Below are 20406 nucleotides of genomic sequence, written 5' to 3'. Positions count from 1 at the left end.
GGTGCATCTGGTTTTGTCATTACAGGGGTCCGTTTCCGTGGCGCTTTGACCCGGAGACGGGGCGGTGTTTGGTCTGGAGCAACTCAAGTGACCCGACGATCGCGTCGCGGGTTTGGGCCGGGGTGATGATGGCGTCGAACTCGCCCTCGGCCACCGACAGGTCGGGGTTGACGGATTCCTCCGTGTACTGGGCGACGAGGGCGGCGCGTACCTTCCCGACGTCCTCGCCCGCCTCTTGGGCTGCGGCGATGTCGCGTCGGTTCATGATTGACACGGCGCCATCGGCACCCATGACGGCCACCTCAGCGCCCGGCCACGCGAAGTTCATGTCGGCGCCGATCGACTTCGACCCCATGACGATGTAGGCGCCGCCGTACGCTTTGCGCAGGACAATGGTGATCATCGGGGTGGTGGCGTTGGCGTATGCGAAGATCATTTTGGCGCCGCGACGGATGATGCCGGCCTGTTCCTGCTGGGTGCCGGGGCGGTAGCCGGGCACGTCAACCAGGGTGATGATCGGGAGACTAAAGGCGTCGCAGAGGCGAACAAACCGGGCGGCCTTCTCAGAGGCGTCAACATCCAGCGTCCCGGCCTCGTGCAGTGGCTGGTTGGCGACGATCCCCACAGAATGTCCGGAGATGCACGCGAAACCGATGACGATGTTCTTTGCGAAACCGGCTTGGACCTCGACGAACTCGCCGTGATCCACCAGGTTTTGCACGACTTGGATGACGTCGTAGGGCGTCCTCGTCGATTCGGGGACCAGGTCGCCAAGCTTCTGCGCCAGGGCGGCCTCGTCCGGGTTGGGCTGGTAGTCGTACGTGGGTGCGGGTTCTTCGAACGAGGACGGAAGGTAGGTGAGAAGCGACCGCGCGTACTCGAGGGCGTCCTCTTCGTCGTCGGCCAGGTAGTGGGCGACGCCGGACTGGAAGTTGTGGACTTCGGCGCCGCCGAGCTCCTCGAAGGAAACCTTCTCACCTGTCACCGCGCGGACCACTTCGGGGCCGGTGACGAACATGTGGCTGTGCTCGCGGGTCATGATGACAAAGTCGGTTAGGGCCGGGCTGTAAACGGCGCCACCTGCGCACGGACCGAGAATCAGGGAGATCTGCGGGACTGAACCCGAAGCCTTGCACGACTTACGGAAAATACGCCCGTACTGGGTCAGCGCAACCACGCCCTCCTGGATGCGTGCGCCGCCGGAATCGAGCATGCCGACAATGGGGATGCGCATTTCCATGGCGACATCCATGATGTTGATGATCTTTTGGCCTTCGACGCGACCCAGTGTTCCACCGCGGACGGAGAAGTCTTGGGCATAAACCGCGACGCGGCGGCCGTTGATCTCGCCATGACCGGTGATGACGGCGGCTCCCGTGAACCCGTTCTTCATTGACCCGCCCATGAACTGGCCGATCTCAACGAAAGTGTCTGGGTCAAGTAGAGTTTCGAGGCGCTCGCGGGCCGTGAGCTTGTCGTTCTTGTGTTGGCGGGCGGAGGCGCGCTCTTCGGCCTGGCGAGTCAGATCTGCGACCTCGGCGGCGTGGGAATCGCGCGCCGACGGGACGCCCGACTTGTCTGAGTCGGCGCTGTGGTTGAACTCCGCGAGTGCCGCGTTGAAACCAGCCTTTGCGGCCTCAAGTCCGGCACGGGCCCTGTTGAGGCCAGCGCGAGCGGCGGCGCGAGCGTCGCTTGCCGTGTTCTTTGAGGAGGGTGCTTTCGGGTTCACTTCTGGCCGCCTTCGTTCGATTCGGCTTCGGGGCTTAGTGTCACGAGGACGTGGCCGGGGGCGACGTTCGCTCCGACCTCGACGTTGATCGCTTCGATGCGGCCCGCACGGGGGGCGAGGACGTAGGACTCCATCTTCATGGACTCCAGAACCGCCAGGACATCGCCTTCGGCAACGTCTGCTCCGACCTCGGTCGCGATCCGCACGACGATTGCCTGCGAGGGGGCGACGACGGAATCCTTACTAACAACCGGCCCCGTCGCGGCGCGTTTGGCGGCTTCGCGGGAGGAGCGCAGGGGTTGCGGAGCCCGCTTCACGGCCGCGGCCGGGGCGGCTGACAGCAGGTTGGCGGGCAGGGTGAGTTCCGCGCGCTTGCCATCAAGCTCAATGATGACGCGGGTGCGTTCCGGGGCTGGCGCGGCAGGTGTAGCGGCCGGTGATGCGGCGCCCAACTCGGCTTCCTCGGCGGCGTAGAGGGCGCCGAACTCGTCAAGGACGCCCGACTCAAGCCAGCGTGTCCACACCCCCAGGTTGCCGTCTTGTGCGAGGGCGAACTCGGGGCGCGAAAGGATGTGTGCGTAGAGGGGGAGGGGGTTGGAGACGCCCTCGAGCACGGTTTCTCGGGTGACGCGCAGGGCCCGCTCAATGGCTTGCTCGCGGGTGGGGGCGGTGACGATGATCTTGGCGACCATGGAGTCAAACTCGGGTGACACGGCGTCGCCCTCGCCAATCCCGGTGTCGATGCGGATACCGGGACCTGTCGGCCATGCCACCCGGGTCAGTGTGCCCATGGTGGGGATCAGATCATTCCCGGGATCCTCGCTGGTGACGCGCAGTTCAATGGAGTGGCCCCGCACTTCACCGCCGCGGGGGATTTCCTCTCCGGCTGCGATGGCAAGTTGGGCTGCCACAAGGTCGACTCCGGCGACCTCTTCGGTGACGGTGTGCTCAACTTGCAGGCGAGGGTTAACTTCAAGGAAGTACAACTCGCCCTCGTCACTGAGCAGGTATTCGCATGTGCCCAGACCGACGTAGTCAACGGCGTCGAAGAGGGCCTTGGAGTTAGCCAGCAGGAGCGCTTCAGTCTCAGGCGTAATAAAGGGCGCGGGGGCCTCTTCGATGAGCTTTTGGTGGCGCCGCTGCACCGAGCAGTCACGGGTCGAATAGACGGTGAAGGTGCCGTGGGAGTCGCGCCCGCTCTGGGTTTCCAGGTGGCGGGCCTTGGGGACGTAGCGTTCAATGAAGAAGCCCGCGCCCGCGATGCCGGTTAGTTCGCGGCCGGTGAAGAAGTTGTCGAGGTCGCCCTCGGCATTGAGGACGTGGATGCCGCGTCCGCCGCCGCCATCAGCAGCTTTGAGGACCACGGGGTAGCCCCATGTTGCGATGAAGTCTTCGACCTCGGCGCGGCCCTGCAGGGGTTCCTGGGTACCGGGAACGGGGGAAACGCCGACGCTGAGCGCCGTCTTGCGGGCGCGGATCTTGTCGCCCAAAAGGTCGATGACCTCGGGCCTGGGGCCAATCCAGTTCAGCCCGGCGTCGATGACCTGCTTGGCGAAGGTGGCGTTCTCGGCAAGGAAGCCGTAGCCGGGGTGAACTGCGTCAGAGTCGGAAGTCGCGGCGATCTCAAGGATTTTGTCGCCGTTCAGGTAGGTGTCGGTGGCGGTGGTGCCGCGCAAGGCGTAGGCCTCATCCGCTGTGCGGACAAACTGGGCATCCATGTCCTGATCAGCGTAAACAGCAACGGCCGTGCGGCCGCTTTCCTGGACAGAACGAATGATGCGCAAGGCAATCTCGCCGCGGTTTGCGACCAGAACCTTAGAGGTTGCCTGTGTGGTCACTGAAGGGCTCCTGGGGTTTCGGGTAGGTTGTCGGCCAGCGTGACGTCGCCGGCGGAAATGGTGTGGGTCGTGCCGCCCTCGTCCTCGACCAGGAGGGCGCCGGAAGTATCGATGCCGGTTCCCGTGCCAGTGATGGTGGAACCGTCGGGCAGGGTGGCGTGGACATTGCCGCGGGTTGAAACGCACCGGGTGGCGTAGTCATTCGCCAGGGAGGCGCTGGTCAGGGTGGCTTTGAGTTGCTCGATGATCATGTGTGCGAGGGCGGTGCGGCTCACGGGGGCAGCGCCCTGCAGGCGTAGGGAAGTGGAGGGGACGGGCGGCAGCTCGTCCTCGCCCTGGGTGACGTTGACCCCGATGCCGAGGGCGACCCAGACGGTGCCATCAGGATCTTTGCCGAGGCGTTCAGAAAGGATGCCGGCGATCTTCTTGCCGCCGACCAGCAGGTCGTTGGGCCACTTGAGGTCAACGCGCGGGGCCACGGCAGGCGCGTTTGCCGCGCCGCCGGGTTGCGTGCCTTCGTCAGTGGGAAGCAGGCCGTCCAGCACCAGAGTTTCTGCAGTTTCGTCCAGCCCCTGCGGTGCGGGGAGCAGGCCGTCCAGCACCAGTGCTGTAGCAAGGCCGCCGGCCAGCGGCATCCAAGTCGCGTCCTCTTCGGTGGTGGGGACCAGAATCGACAGCAGCAGAGAGCTCTTCTTGGGGGCTTCCCACTGGCGCCCCAGGCGTCCTCGGCCGCGAGTTTGGAAATCAGCAACTACGGAGGTGAAAGGGAGGAGCGGGCGGGAGTTGCGTTCGCGCCAGCGGTTGCCTAGCTCATCGTTTGTGGAGGTCGTTTCTCCGAGCTGGATGATGGGTGCGCTGTGGGCCATGCCCCTCCTTGGTTGTTGGTTGCTGCAGTGGGTTGTGATTCCCACACCCCTAATACTTCAAGATTTGTAGTAACTCTTTCAAGTTCTGAAGTATAGTCGTCGGCGACGGAGCGGATCTAGACGTCTGTTTTTGGGCGTGGCGCAAGCCTGAATCCGAAGTAATCCGGCGCTTGTCACTTGGTTCCGTCGCCCCGAAGATCCGCGAAATAGCAACGAAAACTCGAAAGGTTACACCTTGAGTACTACAACCTCCCCCGTGCTTACGGACCTCATTCCAGCCAGTCGTGTGAAAGATACCGCACTGGTGATGGGGGGCACAGCATTGCTGGCTGTCACCTCACAAATCCTGGTGCCGCTGTGGTTCACACCGGTGCCACTGTCACTCGCGACTTTCTCGGTCCTGCTGGTTGGGGCCGCCCTCGGACCGCTTCGTGGTGGGTTGTCGATGGGCCTCTATATGGTGCTTGGCCTAGTGGGGGTCCCGGTGTTTGCCGGGTTCTCTTCGGGGGCGGCATCGGCCTCGTTCGGGTACATCCTTGGCTACGTGCTGGCCGGGATTGCCGTTGGCTTCCTGGCGCGACGCGCGGCGGATCGGCGAGTGTTGTCGGCGTTTGCGATGGCTGTGGTCGGGTCTGCTCTGATCTATGCCGTGGGGGTGCCGTGGCTGATGATTTCGCTGGGGGTGGGGGTGCGCGAGGGGCTGATGCTGGGACTCGTGCCCTTCCTGATCGGCGATGCGATCAAGGCAGTGTTGGCTAGTGCGGTGCTCCCGGCCGCGTGGAAGCTCGTCGGCGGCGCGCCCCGCTAACCTAGCCCGACCGCCTCTCCGGCCCCCACCGCCCCCCCACCGGGCCCCACCGCGAAATCGCTTAACTTCGCCAGATCCGGACGAGATAACATTGTTATGTGGCGGAGTTAAGCGATTTCGCGGTGGCGCCCCGCCCACGGCCGCTGACTCTCCGGCCCCGACCCCGGCGAGGGTCGCCCCGCCCACGGCCGCCCCCTCTCCGCGAGATCGAATAATATCGCCAATTTCGGAGACGATAACACCGTTATGTGGCGATACTATTCGATCTCGCGGAGAGGCGTTCGGGCTCACACTCGTTCGCACAGTCCACCCGCAGCTGCGGTCCCCGATGGGCCTCGCAGCCTGCGGCTAGGAGGTGATCCGGCGAAATGTATATGTGGGGACGAAATGTGCCTCGCGGGTACCTACCCCAGACGATGTTTTGGCCCCCACGTATACATTTCACGGTGGCGGCCGAGGGCGTGGGTGTTGCGGGGCCTCCCCGAGGGCGCACCGGCGGCACGCCCCAAAGCCCGCCTACTTCCAGGCCACCCCCGGCGAGCGGTGCCAGTTCACGCCCATCGCATTCCACCACGCACTTTCGGGGGCGATCCTGCCCGCAAACGACTCCCATTCCAAGGCCCCACGGGCCGACCAACCGACCTCCGCCGCCGCAGCCAAACGTGGCAACAACATGTACGTCATGGCATCAAACCCATGGATATACTCCGTCCACACCGTCGCTTCAACGCCAACCACGTCCTCTTCCGGGACGCCCTCGACCTGAGTGACGGGATCCCATTCGTAGGAATCGCGCAACTCCACATACCCCGACCAGTCCTGGCCATGCGGTGTGTCGGCGTCATACTGCATGTCAAAGTAAACGTGGTTGGCCGGAGAAAGCAGCAGCTGGCCGCCCTCGGACACTGCCTTCGCCATGTCCTCCCGAGTGAGTCGCGGATCCCAGAACTGGTAGATCATGTTCCCCGGAAGCCCCGCCCCGGCCGCTTCCTGCCAGGCCACGGGACGTTTGCCGGTTTCGCGGGCGATCTTCTCTGCCATCGTCACCAGCTCGTTGTAGTTCCCCAAATCCATCTCCAGGGCCTCATCTCCGCCAATGTGGATGTAGGGGCCAACCGTCTGCTCCGCCATCGAGTTGATGACGTCGCGCAGGAACGGTTCCGTTGCTGGCAAGTCCGGGTACAGCTTGCTGAAACCAACCTTGGCCCCGTCGTATGCGGGGGTTGGTTCGCCACTTGGGGTTAGTTCGCCATAGACGTGGGTCGCGGCGTTGGTGTGCCCCGGCAGGTCAAACTCCGGGATCACCGTTACCCCACGGGCAGCCGCGTAGTGTTGAATGTCCGCAAAATCTTCTACCGTGTAGAAACCCGGATCGCCGCCAGCACCTGCGGTTACACCAGAAATCTCCGTGAGTGCTTCTCGCCCCGGAATCTCCAGACGCCACCCCTGGTCATCGGTGAGGTGCAGGTGCAGAGTATTCATCTTGTACGTCGCCAGCAGATCCACCACCGTCTTGACCTCATCGACGGTGTAGAAGGAACGCACAACGTCCATGCTCAGTCCACGCCACGGGAACCTGGGAACATCTTCGACGAGGACGGCTGGGATCACCCATCCCCCGTCCTCGCCCGGCGTCACCATCTGGCGCAATGTGGCAAGCGCCCAGTTCAGACCGCGTGGGGTCGTGGCGCTAAGAGTGACGAGGTCGGAGGTGACTTCAAGTCGGTAGGCCTCATCGCTCATGTCGAGGGCGCCCTCGTCAACCGCTCCTTGTGGAGGCAGGACCAGACGGATCTCACGGGCGTTGTCGCCGCCCTCGGACGTAGATGCAACGGGCAACGTGAGCCCAGTTGTTTGCGAGAGGACCTTGGCGGCGACCTCCGCGACCTCTGTGGCTGCCGGATCAGCGACGATGACGACCTTGTCGTCGAGGGCGAACGGTGGGGTGCCAAGCAAATCAACACTGACAGGGAGTGGGACCAGGTTTAGAGCACTCATGGCACCCAGTTTAGGGGTGTCAGTGGGGGCGCCCTACCGCATTAGGGGCCGCACCTCATCAAACCCACCGGCCTTCACCGCCTCCAGCGGATCGCCATCAAAGACCATCACCTGGCCATCGGCGTTGTCCCAGCGCGGCCACCCCGGATCACCCTGCGCGATGAAGCGCACCGCTGCCTGGTGCATCGTGGTAGCGAGTTCCTGGGAAGGGTGGTCGCCCAGCAACTTCGCCACTCGCGGCGCATCCAAACAATCAAACCAGAACGGTACGTCCGAGCAGTGTCCGGCCAACCCCGTCGTTGGTTGCCTCAATGAGTACTGGTACACCCAGGTTTGCGCCCCTCCGCGGACCATTGCAACCCGCAGCAAGGGGACGCGGAAGAGGGCATCCGTCAGATACCTTCCCATCAGGTCAGCCTTGCCGCGAGCAACCACGTCTGCGTTCGCGCGGGCATAGGCAGCAAATGTGCCACCCGGCGCTCCCACCAGCTGCCTGAGCACCGAGCGCGGAACCCAGCGCATGAGCTTCTTCTGTCCTTCGAAGATCATTGTGAACTCGTCATCTGTCGCGCCGATGAGCAGGTGCTTCCCGCTGCCGACACCCAACGCCATCGACTCGAGGGTCGGCCGCTTCAGCAGGGTCCCGTCAATCACAGGCCCAAAAGGCAGGCCGCCGTTGACGATCTTGCGCAGCTCTGCGATGCTGGCGCCGCCGATCTTGCTCTGTGCTTCCTCAATCGCGGATTCAGGAACTGCGTCCAAGGCTTCCCGCGACGCCGGAACGTCCAGGGCAGCGCCAATCTTCTTCGCTGTTGCCCGTGCATCTGCTTCGGGGATATCCACTAGGGCGCCGGACACCGAGATGGCGCGGTGGAACAGTGATTGCGCCGACTCCATGCCGAGCAGGGTCAGCACCGCGCCTCCGCCAGCGGACTGGCCCGCAATCGTCACGTTCCCCGGGTCACCGCCGAAGGCCGCGATGTTGTTCTGCACCCACCGCAGCGCGGCCAGCCAGTCGAGGATCCCGCGGTTCTGCGGGGCGCCCTCGACCCAACCGAAACCAAGGAAACCCAAACGGTAAGAAATGGTGACTGTGACGACGCCATCCCTGTTGAAGGACTGCCCGTCATACCAGGGACTTGCCGGGGATCCCGCGGTGAAGCCACCCCCGTGAATCCACACCATGACCGGCAGCGAGGCCGAATCGTCACCCGGTGCCGGAGTGAACACGTTGACATTCAGCGTCGAGTCACCCGGCAGCGCTGGCTCCGGGATTAGTGAGTCTTCTGAGTCGGTCCTCTGCGCCGTCGCGCCGTAGTGGAGCGCCTCACGGATTTCGCTCCACGGTGCGACGGGTTGCGGCTCCGCGAAACGCAAGGAGCCGACGGGAGGCTGGGCAAAAGGAATCCCCAAGAACGCGGCACTGTCAGCCCCTTCATTCTGTCTCCAGAAACCCCGAACGGGGCCGCATGGGGGATGGGCGTCGGCGTACACGAAGAGCTCACCGTTAGTCATCACGCAATTCTATGTCGACCCTCCGACAATCGCAGGCGTTCAGCATCGCCCGGCGTTCACCACCAGGCCACCTGGCTGCGGCCTTCCCGGACTCTGTCCGCTCTTTATAGAAGGGGCTGGGGGTGGTGTCTTAGGGCCCTTCATGAAAGGGGCTGTAGGTGGTGGTTGAATCCTCCGGTGTGGAGGAGGGCGTGGTGGATGTAGTTTTGGAGGTTTCGAAATCCTAGGACGGTGCCACGGAGGTGTTCGAGGGGCCGGTCGGGCTTAGCGAGCCAGTTAGGGCATACGGAGCCGGCTATGCCATAGGGAGCAGGTCGGGCTTGCATAACGGTGTGATTCGGGGGTGAGTGAGCCTAGTCGGCTCCGTATGCCCCAACTGGCTCCGCAATGCTGGGGAACCCCGCGGGCGCCTTGCACTGGGGCCGCCCCACCTCCGTCGGGGCAGCCCCACCTACACCCGCGGCACCAACCGCGTGTGTCAAACTGCTTGTGAGTCCGGGTTGGGAGATGTGGACCCATGACTGCTACGCCACAGGGGCTGCAGCGTCAGTGATGGAAACCTGAGTGCCGGCGGCGGGGACTTGGATGCTGCCGCCGGGCGCTTGGGTGCTAGCGACGGGGACTTGGATGCCCGGCCGCTCGGGGTACCCGAGCATTACGGAGCCGGTTGCGCCTTACGGAGCGGGTTATGCCTAACGGAGCGAGTTTGGCTCCATTTGGCCTTGAATCACACCGTTATGCATGCCAAACTCGCTCCGTTAGGCGTAACCCGCTCCGTTATGACGCGGGGTAGCGCCAGCACCAACCTCAACAACAAGAAAACACCAGCCCTCCGACTCCAAACAGCCTGGCAGCCCGCGCATGCTCACCCCCGCCTCCGCGAGATCGAATAGTATCGACAGTTTCGGGTCCAATAACATCGTTATGTGTCGATACTATTCGATCTCGCGGTTTGGGGCGGGTAGTGACGGCAACGGTGGCCTGTCGGAAAGGCGAGAAGGATAACCACAGCCTCTTCTGCGACCAGCCAACAATCAACTTACAGAAGAGCCACTCTGTCCGCGCGTCCTTGGTCCCCTCCGGGGTCCTCGGAGCTGCGCGGGTAGAGAATGCGGGCTTGCTGGCACCGAAAAACCCCCTCTAGGGGACCGCGGCGCCTGTGTGGGACCGAGGCGGGGCGCACGCCGCCTGTGTGGGACCGAGGTGCCTGTGTGGGACCAAGGCGGGGCGCACGCCAGCGGTGCCGACCCCACACACTCAGGAGCTGGCTGACTATTCTCCGGCGTTGGTGTTTTACTTTCCGCCGCCCGCCACGGGCAGCCAGATAGAGAACACGGTGCGACCAGGGATACTATCCAAGGTCACCGTGCCCCCGGAGTTGCGAATAATCTGCTCGGTGATGGAAAGCCCCAGACCGGTGCTGCGCGGCGCGGCTTCCCCCGGCGCGCAAGTGTCCGCCAGCGGAGAACGAGCAGCATCCCCACGCACAAACCTGTCGAAAACTGTCTGCGCTAGTTCCGGTGATATGCCTGGCCCATCGTCCTCGACCCGGATCACGCACTGCACATCAGTGCTCATCGCAAGGGACACGCAGACCGTTGTACCTTCCGGTGTGTGCAGCCGAGCATTGGTAATGAGGTTCGTCAATGCCTGCCGGAGGGCGTCCTCCGGAATATCCGCCTCAATGTGGGCTGCGTCGTCCGGTACTTCGATACGCCAGGACTTGTCGGCGCCGGTGACGCGGGCATCTGAGACGCACTCGAGGATTATCGGTGCGATCAGGGCGCTTCCTTCGGGAGCAACCTCTCCCGCGTCCAGTCGGGCCAGAAGCAACAGGTTTTCAACGATTGTCGCCATTCGTTTCGATTCGGAGCGGATCCGGTCAAGGGAGCGGCGAACGTCCTCGGGCAACTCATCATTGTGACGTTGAGCGAACTCCGCGTAGCCGCTGACCGTGGCAAGTGGAGTGCGCAGTTCATGGCCCGCATCAGCCGCGAACCGCTTCAACTTCTCTTCGGACTGCTCGCGGTGGACGAGGGCGTGTTCGACGTGGTCCATCATCTGGTTGAAGGATTCGGCCAGGTCGCCAACTTCGGTTCCCGGCTGATACTCCTTGCCCGTCACCCGTTCAGGGAGTGTGACAACACCACTGGTCAGGGGTGTTTCGCTGATTGTCGCCGCGGTTGTCTGCAGGGCGCGCAAGGGACGTAGAGTGCGTCTGACCATCATGGCCGACGCGACGGACGCAACCAGGATGCCAGCCAGTGCGGTCAGGGCAAAGAGGCTGACCAGGTTGCGGGTGGTTCGCGCAACATCGCTAAGTGACTGCCCAACAATGGCGTATCCGTCATTTTCGCCATCGGTGACTGCTTGGGCTAGGACCCGGTACATCCCCAGTTCACCGAGATAGACGTTGTAGGGGCCCGGCTCCTCATGAACACTGGCGAGGAGTGTCGCGATGGTGTCCTGATCCAACCGAACCAGGTTCCCATCTGCCGTCATGACCTGTGCCTCCCAGGTCTTTCCACCCACAACAATCAGGTTGAGTGCGCCGATACGCTGGTTCTCAGTTGTCCCGTCCTCATCAACCCAGAAACTCTCAGCTTGGTCGGGCACGCCGGGACCCAGATTGAGGGCCATCGATTTGGCCAGTTGTTCGTCAACCCGTCGCACCAGACTGTCGTTCTGCAGCGTGACGGTCACGGCCCCAATCACGACGGTGACAAGGACGAGGACGATTGAAATTAGCGCCACCAACCTGACCTGGAAGGATGCGCCGACAGTCTGCTTAGTCATCATCCGCCGGCCGCCTCCTCATCACCGGGCCTAATCGAGTATCCCACTCCGCGCAGGGTGTGGATCATCTCAGGGCCCAGCGCATCGATCTTCTTGCGTAGGTAGGAAACATAGATTTCAACCACGTTGGCGTTGCCGTCGAAGTTGTAGTCCCACACTCGCTCCAGGATCTGTGCTTTAGAAAGGACGTGCCTGGGGTTTTCCATCAGGTAGTTGAGGAGCGAGAATTCAGTGGCCGTTAGTTTGATTTGGGTCCCCGCCCTCGTCACCTCATGGGTTTGTGGATCCAAGACCAGGTCGCCAACCACCAGGCGGGTGTCCTCTGCTTCCACAATGGATATCACTCGTCTGCGGGCCATCGCGCGCAGACGCAGCACTACTTCTTCCAAGCTGAACGGCTTGGTGACATAGTCGTCCCCACCTGCTGAAAGACCTTCCAGCTTGTCCTGCAACTCGTCCTTCGCGGTCAAGAAGAGGACGGGCACATCGTCCCCGCGAGCCCGGAGCCTGCGCACCACCTCCACCCCGTCAATCCCAGGAATCATGATGTCCATGATCACGACGTCCGGGGAGGCATCGCGCGCCAGTGCGAGGGCGTCATTCCCGTGGGTTGCACTGTGTGTCTCCCACCCTTCCGCCCGCATCGCCATGGTGAGGAGTTCGTTGAGGAGGGGGTCGTCCTCAACCACCATCACTCGGATGGGGGAGCCGTCGAGGTGAGTAAGGGCGGTCTGCTCGTTGTTCATGCCCAAATCCTACGTTTGATCGGAGGTTCCACCCATTTGCTCAGGTGTGCCGCCGCCGGGACCCCCTGCTGGAGGTTCGCCTGTGGGCGGCTCACCACCTTCGGGCATGGTTCCCGAGGGCGGCTCGCCCATCTGGCCCTGCCCGCCCATCTGGCCCTGCCCGCCCATCTGGCCCGGTCCGCCCATTCCCATCGCGCCACCTTCCAGCGTAGCTGTGGCTTCGACCGAGGACGATCCCGTGGAGACAGTCACGACATCGCCCTCGGCCAAATCTGGGGAGGAATAGAAGACATATCCGAAGGCGCGCGGCGTGGCCGTATCGCGGAGTGCGGCATTGTTAGCTGTGATCGTCACGGTTTCAGACCCGCTGGCCGTAGTGGAGACAAAGGCCTGTTCGACGACCGAGGGCGTCTGCTCCATCTGCCCCGCCGACAGGGCTAGGACGTCGCCGCCACTGAGCGTGAATGTGCCATTGGCATCGAATGCGCCGTCACCACCGCTGCTGGTGCCGAAGACCGTCACTTCTCCGCCGCTAATGGTGAGGTTTCCGTTGGAGTCAATACCGTCGCCTTGCGCATCGATTGTCACGGTGCCCCCGTAGAGGACCAGGTTGGAGCCGTCATCACCCATCGAAGCGCCGCCCATTTGTCCACCCGTCTGTCCCGCTCCGCGCGCAGCCGTGGCCGCGTCAGCGGTGTCGGTTTGAGTGTCCGTGGCCGCGTCAGCGGTTTCCTCCGTCGTGGTTGATCCGACCGTGGCATTGAGCCCGTCATCGCTTGAAGTGACGTCAAGAATCCCGCCACCAACCAGGATGTTTTGTGCTTCAACGCCCTCAACCGAGCCGGTAACAGTCACGGTTCCACCGCTGAATAGGGCATCGGAAATGACATCGATCCCGTCATCTCCGGCCTCGATCGTGACGTTTCCGTCGCTGATCAGGAAGTAACCACGATCGGCTTCGTCCTCGTTGGTGGTTTTCAAACCGTCGCCGATGGACGTGACGTCAACGTCGCCACCCGTGATGACCAGCGCATCTTTCCCGCGCAACCCATCATCGGCGGCGGTCACGGTGAGCGACCCCCCGGTGATGACGAGGTCGTCCTTGGAGGCAATCCCGTCAGAACCGTTGCCGGTCACTTCCAGGGAGCCCTCGCCGGTGATATTGAGATCGACATGTGAGAAGAGGGCGGCGTCCTCGTCTGCGTCCTCGGCATAGGTTGCGGCGTCGGAGATGGAGTTCTGAGATCCAGCTGCCAACTGGACTTCGACTCCATCTGCACTGGTGAGAAGGACTGCCGGTCCTTCCGCGTTGGCAATATTCACACCGTCGAATATCAGTGTCACCTGGGCGTCATCACCGGCGTCGACAACCAGTTGTCCCTGATAGGTGCCGGTGACGGTGTACATGCCCGCCGCGGTGATCGTCACGACTCCCGGCTCAATGGTCACGCCGGACGAGGACGAAGAAATGGATGCGCCGGTGTCCTTCAACGTAATGGTTTGGGGCTTTTGTGCGGCACGCACGTCCTCGTCCACCGTCCAGTAGTCGTGGTTCTGTGCCACCGCTTCCTCAACTGTCATGGGGCGGTCGGAAACGTTTGCAACAGACTGGCTGGTTGCCTGATCAGAACGCAGTTCCGCGCTGGTTGCGGACTGCTCGCCGGACGCCTCTCCAGAAGATGTGCAACCAACCAGCAGCGCGGAGGTGAGCGTCAGTGCTGCCAAGGTTGGAGCGGGGCGGAGCCATCCACTGTTTGACTGTCGTAGGGTGCGGCTGGCCGTGCCGATGGGGGATCTAGAGGTACTCATTTTGACTCCGAGGGCGTAACAAGTGTCTGCAGGGAACGGTGCCAGCGGTTCGCGGGCAACCTGGGGTCAAGCAGGGCGGCGCCGGTGCAGTACTTCGAGATTGGCTGGGGGCGGATCCCCTGATCCCAGAGAATATGGTTGACGGAGTTTGAGACGAAGCGGCTCTTCGTCTGAATGATTCCCACAGTGGGACGGAAGATCATGGCGTGAGGTTCGCCGTAACCGTCCTCGCGCAACTGTTCCCAGTACAGGGCGGTATCCACGGTGGTCCTGGTTGGGCAGAAGTAGCCTGGTGAGACGTAAGTGGAGCGTTGGAAGCCCGTGGCGATGGATGGTGACAGGGTGCGTGCCACGGTGTGATCGATCTGTGCCCTGCGCAACACGGATTCGACGAACTGGATGTCCTTCTTATCCAGTTGATCGAGCCGGTCGAAGTCGTGGGGGATGCGCGCTTTCTCAGTGATGCCTCGCGACCCGCGCACTTTGACTTCTAAGAAGGCTTGCTCGGAATCCAGGTAGGCGCGTGTCCTCACCTTGAACCTCTTGCGACGTTCCGTGGCAGCGGCCTGGTAGCACCCGAGTCGCGGAGTATCGAAGTAAACCGAGTGGTAGGCGAACCGCTGCAGATCACCGATCTGCAGGATGCGTGAGCCCGGCGGTAGCAGTGAGGGAAGGTCCTCCACCGTTTCTGCGTCAACCAGGTATTTGGTATCGACACGGGCCTGGAGAGAGGCGATGGAGTTAAGGTCCGCCAAGCCGATGGGAGGTAGGGTCTGCGTGGTTGTGGACGCGGGCGCGGGACGCAGCGGGGTTGCGATGCTCATCGAGTTGCCTCCGATACTAGGTGGATGGTTTTGGTGGGGCGGGTGCGGCGATCAGGTTCGGTTTGGAGCGGCTGCGAATGCTTGTCTCGCACCCAGCGGACGTCGATCAGGGTCGTGTCGTTGACCAGGTCGACGCTGATGACACGCAGGTTCGTGACCGTTGCGCCCAGCAGTTTCTCAACGTGGCGTGCCAGTTCGTCCTCGTTCGTGAACGCGTGATCCAAACGCATCTCCTCTTGACGTGACGCCGGGAGGATTTTTCGTGAGTCAACCAGCGCCACAACGACTAGGACGAGGGCGATGAGGGCGGATGAAGTGAGAGGATCTCCGGAACCAAGGCCTGCAATCAGGCCGATCGATAGGGCCGAGAAGTAGTAGGCGACCTCGTACTGAGAGATCTCAGTGGAGCGGAGCCGGATGATGGACAGGACACCGAAAAGTCCCATGCCAACCCCGATCCCAATCGAAGCGCTGCCAAGAATCGACGCGACGGCGAAGACACCAATGTTGAGGACAGCGAATGCCGTGAGCAGATCGCGGCGATGATGACGCCGGTAGTAGAGGGGAACGGTGAGGATGAAGATTGCCACAAGGTCTATGGCGATCATGATTTCTGTGCTCATGGTGTCCTTCCGGGTTTCATCACGGGGTGATGAGTTGATGCTGTAATCAAAGGCGGCGAAGCTTGGAGGGAGCTTGGAAGAAGCTCAGGTGTGGCTGAGAAACCCGTGGGTTGGTCGGAACATGCGGCTCATGGGTGCTCGACCTCGTGGAATATGAACGGGAGCCCAAATATCTGGGTACGCTTGGGAAGTCGAAATCTTCAATGAGGAGTAAGCATGTGCACAGTGTGCGTTTGGGCGAAAAAGGGTCAACCGGTTTTCTCGGCACGGAACATGGACTGGGCCATGGATATGGACACGGACCTGTGGGTGATTCCGGCGGGGCAACACCATCGGGCTGGGCCAGAGTCGGAGGCGAACGTCCTCGAGTGGACATCAAAGTATGGCTCGGTCGCCGCAAGCGCCTACGGGATTGGTACGGCTGACGGGTTGAATGAGGCCGGTCTGGCGGCGTCTGCCCTGTGGCTTTCCGAGTCCACTTATGGTCCGCGGGATGAGTCGCTGCCGCTAATGGTGATTTCGTTCTGGTGTCAGTACTACTTGGATAACTTCGCGACTGTGGCTGAGGCCGTGGCTGATTTTGAGACCAATCCTTACCAGCTGCAGACGGCGGAGATCACGCCGGGTCGCTCAACGACGATTCACTTGCAGCTCAGTGATGCAACGGGGGATGTGGCGGTACTCGAGGTGATAGATGGGGCTTTCACCATCCACCACGGAACGGAGTTCACGGTGCTGACAAACTCTCCGACCTATGACCAGCAGCTGGAGAACCTCAAGAAGTACAAAGGGTTCGGGGGTGACCTTCCACTGCCGGGAACGACAGCGCCGGTGGACAGGTTTGTGCGGGCGTCCTACTACGTGGGTGCTTTGCCAACGACGGAGAGCGCGGATAAGGCTGCCGCCGAGATTCTCTCTGTAGTTCGCAATGCTGCACAGCCATACGGCACGGTGGATCCGGAGCGTCCCAATGTTGCGCCAACAATTTGGACGACGATTCGCGACCACACCGATCTGCGCTACTACTTCCAGGCGAGTACCAGCCCGTACCCGGTGTGGTTGGACTTCTCAAAGTTGGACGTCTCGGTGGGGGCGCCCGTCAAGTGCTTGAAGTTGGACGGGTCGGAGGCGCAACTCGGTAACCAGTCTGATGCGCTGGTTGACACGGACTTGTTCGACTTCTCTGTCGGGTGAGCTGACTCACTCCGGGGTTTTCTTGGAGTTGTCTTGGAATCGGCCTCGTAGTTTCTAAGACATGAATGACTCCGAGAAGAACCAGGTAAGCAATCCAAACGACGACACAGCGGTACTCGGTGGGGACACTCCGACCGAGACGTTTGCGGCGCCCATAACCCCGGGTGCGCCAGACCCTCATGCACCAGCCTCACAGTCGACCCCCGGGGTAGCCGACCCTCAGGCGGCTGCCCTCGAATCGCCCGTGTCGGCGCAGGTCCGTCCGGAGCAGCCCGTGAGCCGCAAGATGGGGATTGCCTCCTTCGTGATCGCAATCGCCGGGGCATCGGTCGCGTTCCTTGCTCTGATCCTTGCCATAGCGGGACTAGTCAGCGGTGGTCACGATGGTCGTGATGGTCGCGGCGGGCGCGCAGACTGGTCAAGCGATACAACGATCAGCCAGTTTAAGGAGCGCGAAACCGGGGGAGCCCGCGGTGGTCGGGAACGCATTGAGATGAGTGAAGAAACCTTCACTCGCGAAGGCGGTCGCGGCGATCGGGGCATGCGCAGCGAGCGCTTGCTCGAGGAGTCCGTTGTTGAAGAGGGAGCCCAGTCCTAAGGAACGGATTGCCCGGTAGCGAGCTTCGCCGTCCTCACCTCCGGGCGCGCCATCTTCACCACCGCACCCGCCCGTGCCTTTAGGGGGCCGGGTACGCCTTGGCGAGCCAGCCCGGCTTGCATAACGGTGTGATTCCAGGCGAGCTGGGCCTAGCGGGCTCGCTATGGCCGACCCGGCCCTGTTGGTCGGACCCGTTGGCCGCTCTAGCGCGGTGACGCGGCTGGCACGACCAGCAGGAATGTCGTGCCGGCTGCATCGGTGCGTTCAACCAGCACACGCCCTCCCAACCTCTCAGCAATGTCGCGCACCAGGGAGAGACCCAACCCAAAGCCGCGGCGGCTCGCGTCCCCCCTTGAGAAACGCTCAAAGATCTGATCGGTCGCGGTACCAACGATGCCGCTTCCTTGGTCACTGACCCGGATCTCCACGTGCGGCCCCACCTGTCGCGCTGTGACGTTGACAGTCGAGTTGGCCGGGGAGTGCCCAAGCGCATTATCCAGAAGAATGACGAGGGCACGAACCATAGCGGTGGGCGTGGCCAAGACAAAAACGCCCTCGTCCACATGGACCGCAACGCTCACATTGTCCACCTGGCTGACCCCCGCGGTGAGACGGGCCGCTTCCGACGCCGCAGCGGAAACGTCGACCGCAACGGCCTTCTCAGGTCCAACGCTCGTTGCTTCTGCAGCAAGAAGCAGGTCACTGAGAATCTGCTCTAGTGCTCCCGCATCGCGACGCAGCTCCTTGAGCACGCCCTCGACGTCACCACCACGATCCAGTCGGTGTTGCGCCAGTTGAATGCGGCTGTCGAGGGTGGTTAGTGGCGTGCGCAGCTCGTGACTGGCGTCAGCAATGAAATTTCTCTGCACCCGCAACGCTTCGGCGAGGGGCTGGGTCGCGCTTCGGGATGCAAACCAGGCAACAAGAGCCAGGAGGATAATCCCGACTAGCGCCAGGGCAATGATCAGGGGGACGACCTCTCCGACGTTGACAACACGCTCGGCCCATTCCCCGCGTCCCCCACCTCGCCTGGGAGGGCGTGAGCCGCCGGGAGCTTCGCGGGAAACTGCAACCAGGAGCAGCAGTGTGACGAGGGCGATCGCCGCAATAACCAGGGTGGCGGTGACACCGACGGCAGCCCCGACACGTAGCGCGGCGCGGCGCACCTGGCGGTCATCCGTAGCCGAGGGACCCGCGCTCTCGCGCGTTGCTGAAGGGCCCGAGTTCGGGGGACCCGCCTTGTCGCGTGTGCCCGACTGCCCGGCCTCAACACCATGATCCCGCATGTGTCCCCCTTCCTACTCGCCGTCCCCCAGACGATAGCCCTTCCCCCGCACCGTCTCAATCAGGCTGCGCGTCGTCTTCGAGCGGATGTAGTGAACGTAGGTCTCAACGGCTGAGTTTGACTCGCCGCGAGAGAACGCCCCGTCCAACAGTTCCTCACGCGTAAATATGTGGTTGGGACTTGCCGACAGCAGCTCCAGCAAGCGGTTCTCCTGGTCCGTCAAGACCACCCTGAAACCCGTTGGTGAAAAAAGGCTCCGCGTCTCCGGGGTGTAGAGCCACTCCCCAATGTAACGGCGCTTCCCCTCAGTGCGGAAGGCTCGGCGCAGTGCCCGCAGCCGCGCCTGCAGCTCATCAAAATCAAACGGCTTCACCAGGTAGTCGTTGGCGCCACCATCCAACCCGTCAACTCGGTCCGCAACAGCCCCCAACGCAGTGAGCAGCAGGATCGGAGTGTTGATGTGAGCGGTGCGAAGCCGGCTCACCAGTTCAGTGCCGTCCATTCCAGGCAGTCGCCGGTCAATGACCATGACATCGTAGGGGCGTTTCAGTGCGGATTGCAGCGCGTCTTCGGCGTTGTCAAAATGGTCAATCCGGTAGTGCTCAGAAAGAACTTCGACCACCATCTGTGCGATGGCGTCCTCGTCCTCAACATAGAGAAGACGAGGACGAGGGGCGGACCCCACCCCACGCAACACCACCGGGTCCGCCATCGCCCTGACCTACTCGAACTGCGAGCGGACGAACTCGATAACCTCACGGTCGAAGGTGTCGTCTGAGTGGTGCTGGTTCACCCACTGCGTGAATGAGCCCCCAACCACGTCGTCCAACTCCGCGCGACACAAATCAGGGTCGGTGACAACGCGGTACAGCATCTCCTCGGCCTCAGCTTTGCTGCCGTACAGGAACGGGTAGCCCTCCGGAAGGAGCGACCTCGCCCACTCTTCATCCGGGAAAACCCCAATGACACCCGCGCCGAGTTCCTCAACGTAGGACAGACCATAGGATTCCTCCGAGGCCGTCGCCAGGAACGCGGTCGTGTGCGACAGTGAATCCCAGTACGAGGAACGTGTTGAAGTCAGCGGCCCCACCCAAACCCAAGGGATCTGCGATGCGCGCATTGCTTTCTCACTGACCAGGCTGGTCTCTTCCAAACGCATCTCAACCTCAAGTGGAGTGCGCTTGTGGACGCGGTCCACAATCTCCAGGAAAAGGTCGGGACGTTTGACAGGCGTCAGATAGATGGCTGGGTAACGGACGACCGGAACCTCAGTCGCCACCCTGGGTTTGACGTGGTCCAGGCGGAAGCCCAAGTTCACCCACCCCAGATTCAGCTTCCGGGCAAACGGCTGAATGGTTTGCTTATGGACCAGCTCGCGGACTTCAGAAGCGGTGCGCTCAGAGTTCGCGAAAGTGGGAAAGAGGGCGCTCGAGAGGGCGACCGCAGCCGACTGTTCAACGTGTTCAAGGTGAGCAACGGGCCACCACACAAAGTTCATGATCTGTGGCGGGATCCCTCCAGATTCACTGTAAATCTGGTTCCACATGGCCGGGGAATCAACGACGTCCATGTTGATAATCACCGTGTCTGTGGGGTCGATGAACTCTAGGGGGACGACGTCGAAGCCGTCACACTGGCTGAACTCTGGCCCGATAACCTGAGCCCCTGGGAAGAGCCTGAGGAAACGTCGTACCAACGTTGCCCCCGCATCGAATCCGGCGACCCGACCGTCCTCGGTAATTTCCGTCTGATTGCGCTTGATCGCGATTCTCATGGC

At 62.4% G+C, this 20406-nt stretch carries 16 protein-coding genes; 3 read left to right on the top strand and 13 right to left on the bottom strand.

Annotation, left to right across the window (positions count from 1 at the left end; genetic code table 11):
* Nucleotides 1-19: 19 nt before the first annotated feature.
* The 3 genes from H2O65_RS08265 to H2O65_RS08255 form a co-directional block, all read right to left on the bottom strand.
* The gene (locus H2O65_RS08265) at nucleotides 20-1525 is read right to left on the bottom strand and encodes an acyl-CoA carboxylase subunit beta (RefSeq protein WP_220458817.1); all 1506 of its coding nucleotides are present in this window, start codon (nucleotides 1523-1525) and stop codon (nucleotides 20-22) included.
* 200 nt (nucleotides 1526-1725) lie between these two features.
* Nucleotides 1726-3567 (bottom strand): biotin carboxylase N-terminal domain-containing protein, encoded by a 1842-nt coding sequence (locus H2O65_RS08260; protein WP_182141246.1) that lies wholly within the window; start codon nucleotides 3565-3567, stop codon nucleotides 1726-1728.
* On the bottom strand, nucleotides 3564-4433 hold the full coding sequence (locus H2O65_RS08255; RefSeq protein WP_182141245.1) for a biotin--[acetyl-CoA-carboxylase] ligase: 870 nt from the start codon (nucleotides 4431-4433) through the stop codon (nucleotides 3564-3566). The genes H2O65_RS08260 and H2O65_RS08255 overlap by 4 nt, the downstream gene beginning before the upstream one ends.
* A 235-nt stretch (nucleotides 4434-4668) precedes the next feature.
* On the opposite strand from H2O65_RS08255, the gene H2O65_RS08250 reads away from it, so the two are divergent.
* The gene (locus tag H2O65_RS08250; protein ID WP_220458738.1) at nucleotides 4669-5241 is read left to right on the top strand and encodes a biotin transporter BioY; all 573 of its coding nucleotides are present in this window, start codon (nucleotides 4669-4671) and stop codon (nucleotides 5239-5241) included.
* Between the two features lie 516 nt (nucleotides 5242-5757).
* Here H2O65_RS08250 and H2O65_RS08245 read toward each other — a convergent pair.
* The 7 genes from H2O65_RS08245 to H2O65_RS08215 all read right to left on the bottom strand — a co-directional run bounded on the left by H2O65_RS08245 (nucleotide 5758) and on the right by H2O65_RS08215 (nucleotide 15552).
* Nucleotides 5758-7239, bottom strand: coding sequence for a family 20 glycosylhydrolase (locus H2O65_RS08245; RefSeq protein ID WP_182141244.1), 1482 nt, complete (start codon nucleotides 7237-7239; stop codon nucleotides 5758-5760).
* Nucleotides 7240-7272: 33 nt separating this feature from the next.
* Nucleotides 7273-8754, bottom strand: coding sequence for a carboxylesterase/lipase family protein (locus tag H2O65_RS08240; RefSeq protein WP_182141243.1), 1482 nt, complete (start codon nucleotides 8752-8754; stop codon nucleotides 7273-7275).
* A gap of 1293 nt (nucleotides 8755-10047) precedes the next feature.
* Nucleotides 10048-11553, bottom strand: a complete 1506-nt coding sequence (locus tag H2O65_RS08235; protein WP_182141242.1) for a cell wall metabolism sensor histidine kinase WalK — start codon at nucleotides 11551-11553, stop codon at nucleotides 10048-10050.
* A complete protein-coding gene (locus H2O65_RS08230; protein ID WP_182141241.1) occupies nucleotides 11550-12296 on the bottom strand; it encodes a response regulator transcription factor in 747 nt (248 codons plus the stop codon). The genes H2O65_RS08235 and H2O65_RS08230 overlap by 4 nt, the downstream gene beginning before the upstream one ends.
* Nucleotides 12297-12305: 9 nt before the next feature.
* Entirely contained in the window at nucleotides 12306-14105 is a 1800-nt protein-coding gene (locus H2O65_RS08225; protein ID WP_182141240.1) for a carbohydrate-binding domain-containing protein, read from the bottom strand.
* The gene (locus H2O65_RS08220; protein ID WP_182141239.1) at nucleotides 14102-14929 is read right to left on the bottom strand and encodes a polyphosphate polymerase domain-containing protein; all 828 of its coding nucleotides are present in this window, start codon (nucleotides 14927-14929) and stop codon (nucleotides 14102-14104) included. Before H2O65_RS08220 ends, H2O65_RS08225 begins: the two co-directional genes overlap by 4 nt.
* A complete protein-coding gene (locus tag H2O65_RS08215; protein ID WP_182141238.1) occupies nucleotides 14926-15552 on the bottom strand; it encodes a DUF4956 domain-containing protein in 627 nt (208 codons plus the stop codon). The genes H2O65_RS08220 and H2O65_RS08215 overlap by 4 nt, the downstream gene beginning before the upstream one ends.
* A 216-nt stretch (nucleotides 15553-15768) precedes the next feature.
* Here H2O65_RS08215 and H2O65_RS08210 point away from each other — a divergent pair, with 216 nt between their 5' ends.
* Nucleotides 15769-16746: a linear amide C-N hydrolase gene (locus H2O65_RS08210; protein WP_182141237.1), complete on the top strand. Its 978-nt coding sequence runs from the start codon at nucleotides 15769-15771 to the stop codon at nucleotides 16744-16746.
* Between the two features lie 61 nt (nucleotides 16747-16807).
* Nucleotides 16808-17344, top strand: a complete 537-nt coding sequence (locus H2O65_RS08205) for a hypothetical protein (RefSeq protein WP_182141236.1) — start codon at nucleotides 16808-16810, stop codon at nucleotides 17342-17344.
* Between the two features lie 203 nt (nucleotides 17345-17547).
* Here the strand turns inward: H2O65_RS08205 and H2O65_RS08200 are convergent, their stop codons facing one another.
* The 3 genes from H2O65_RS08200 to H2O65_RS08190 are packed head-to-tail and all read right to left on the bottom strand — an operon-like array spanning nucleotide 17548 to nucleotide 20403.
* Entirely contained in the window at nucleotides 17548-18630 is a 1083-nt protein-coding gene (locus tag H2O65_RS08200) for a sensor histidine kinase KdpD (RefSeq protein WP_182141235.1), read from the bottom strand.
* Nucleotides 18631-18642: 12 nt separating this feature from the next.
* Nucleotides 18643-19341, bottom strand: coding sequence for a response regulator transcription factor (locus tag H2O65_RS08195; RefSeq protein ID WP_182141234.1), 699 nt, complete (start codon nucleotides 19339-19341; stop codon nucleotides 18643-18645).
* 9 nt (nucleotides 19342-19350) lie between these two features.
* Nucleotides 19351-20403 carry a glycosyltransferase family 1 protein gene (locus H2O65_RS08190; protein WP_182141233.1) on the bottom strand — a complete coding sequence of 351 codons (1053 nt, stop codon included), beginning with the start codon at nucleotides 20401-20403 and terminating at the stop codon, nucleotides 19351-19353.
* Nucleotides 20404-20406: the final 3 nt, after the last annotated feature.

Origin of the sequence: Schaalia sp. JY-X169 (assembly GCF_014069575.1) — a bacterium.
Taxonomy (GTDB): domain Bacteria; phylum Actinomycetota; class Actinomycetes; order Actinomycetales; family Actinomycetaceae; genus Scrofimicrobium.
Note: the sequence above shows the minus strand (reverse complement) of the source record. Positions and strands in the feature narration are given on the sequence as shown.

Bases quoted from the DNA above. Each gene is read 5' to 3' on its own strand.
- H2O65_RS08255 (WP_182141245.1), bottom strand. From the start codon at position 4,433: ATGGCCCACAGCGCACCCATCATCCAGCTCGGAGAAACGACCTCCACA.
- H2O65_RS08245 (WP_182141244.1), bottom strand. From the start codon at position 7,239: ATGAGTGCTCTAAACCTGGTCCCACTCCCTGTCAGTGTTGATTTGCTT.
- H2O65_RS08240 (WP_182141243.1), bottom strand. From the start codon at position 8,754: ATGACTAACGGTGAGCTCTTCGTGTACGCCGACGCCCATCCCCCATGC.
- H2O65_RS08235 (WP_182141242.1), bottom strand. From the start codon at position 11,553: ATGATGACTAAGCAGACTGTCGGCGCATCCTTCCAGGTCAGGTTGGTG.
- H2O65_RS08230 (WP_182141241.1), bottom strand. From the start codon at position 12,296: ATGAACAACGAGCAGACCGCCCTTACTCACCTCGACGGCTCCCCCATC.
- H2O65_RS08225 (WP_182141240.1), bottom strand. From the start codon at position 14,105: ATGAGTACCTCTAGATCCCCCATCGGCACGGCCAGCCGCACCCTACGA.
- H2O65_RS08220 (WP_182141239.1), bottom strand. From the start codon at position 14,929: ATGAGCATCGCAACCCCGCTGCGTCCCGCGCCCGCGTCCACAACCACG.
- H2O65_RS08215 (WP_182141238.1), bottom strand. From the start codon at position 15,552: ATGAGCACAGAAATCATGATCGCCATAGACCTTGTGGCAATCTTCATC.
- H2O65_RS08210 (WP_182141237.1), top strand. From the start codon at position 15,769: ATGTGCACAGTGTGCGTTTGGGCGAAAAAGGGTCAACCGGTTTTCTCG.
- H2O65_RS08205 (WP_182141236.1), top strand. From the start codon at position 16,808: ATGAATGACTCCGAGAAGAACCAGGTAAGCAATCCAAACGACGACACA.
- H2O65_RS08200 (WP_182141235.1), bottom strand. From the start codon at position 18,630: ATGCGGGATCATGGTGTTGAGGCCGGGCAGTCGGGCACACGCGACAAG.
- H2O65_RS08195 (WP_182141234.1), bottom strand. From the start codon at position 19,341: ATGGCGGACCCGGTGGTGTTGCGTGGGGTGGGGTCCGCCCCTCGTCCT.
- H2O65_RS08190 (WP_182141233.1), bottom strand. From the start codon at position 20,403: ATGAGAATCGCGATCAAGCGCAATCAGACGGAAATTACCGAGGACGGT.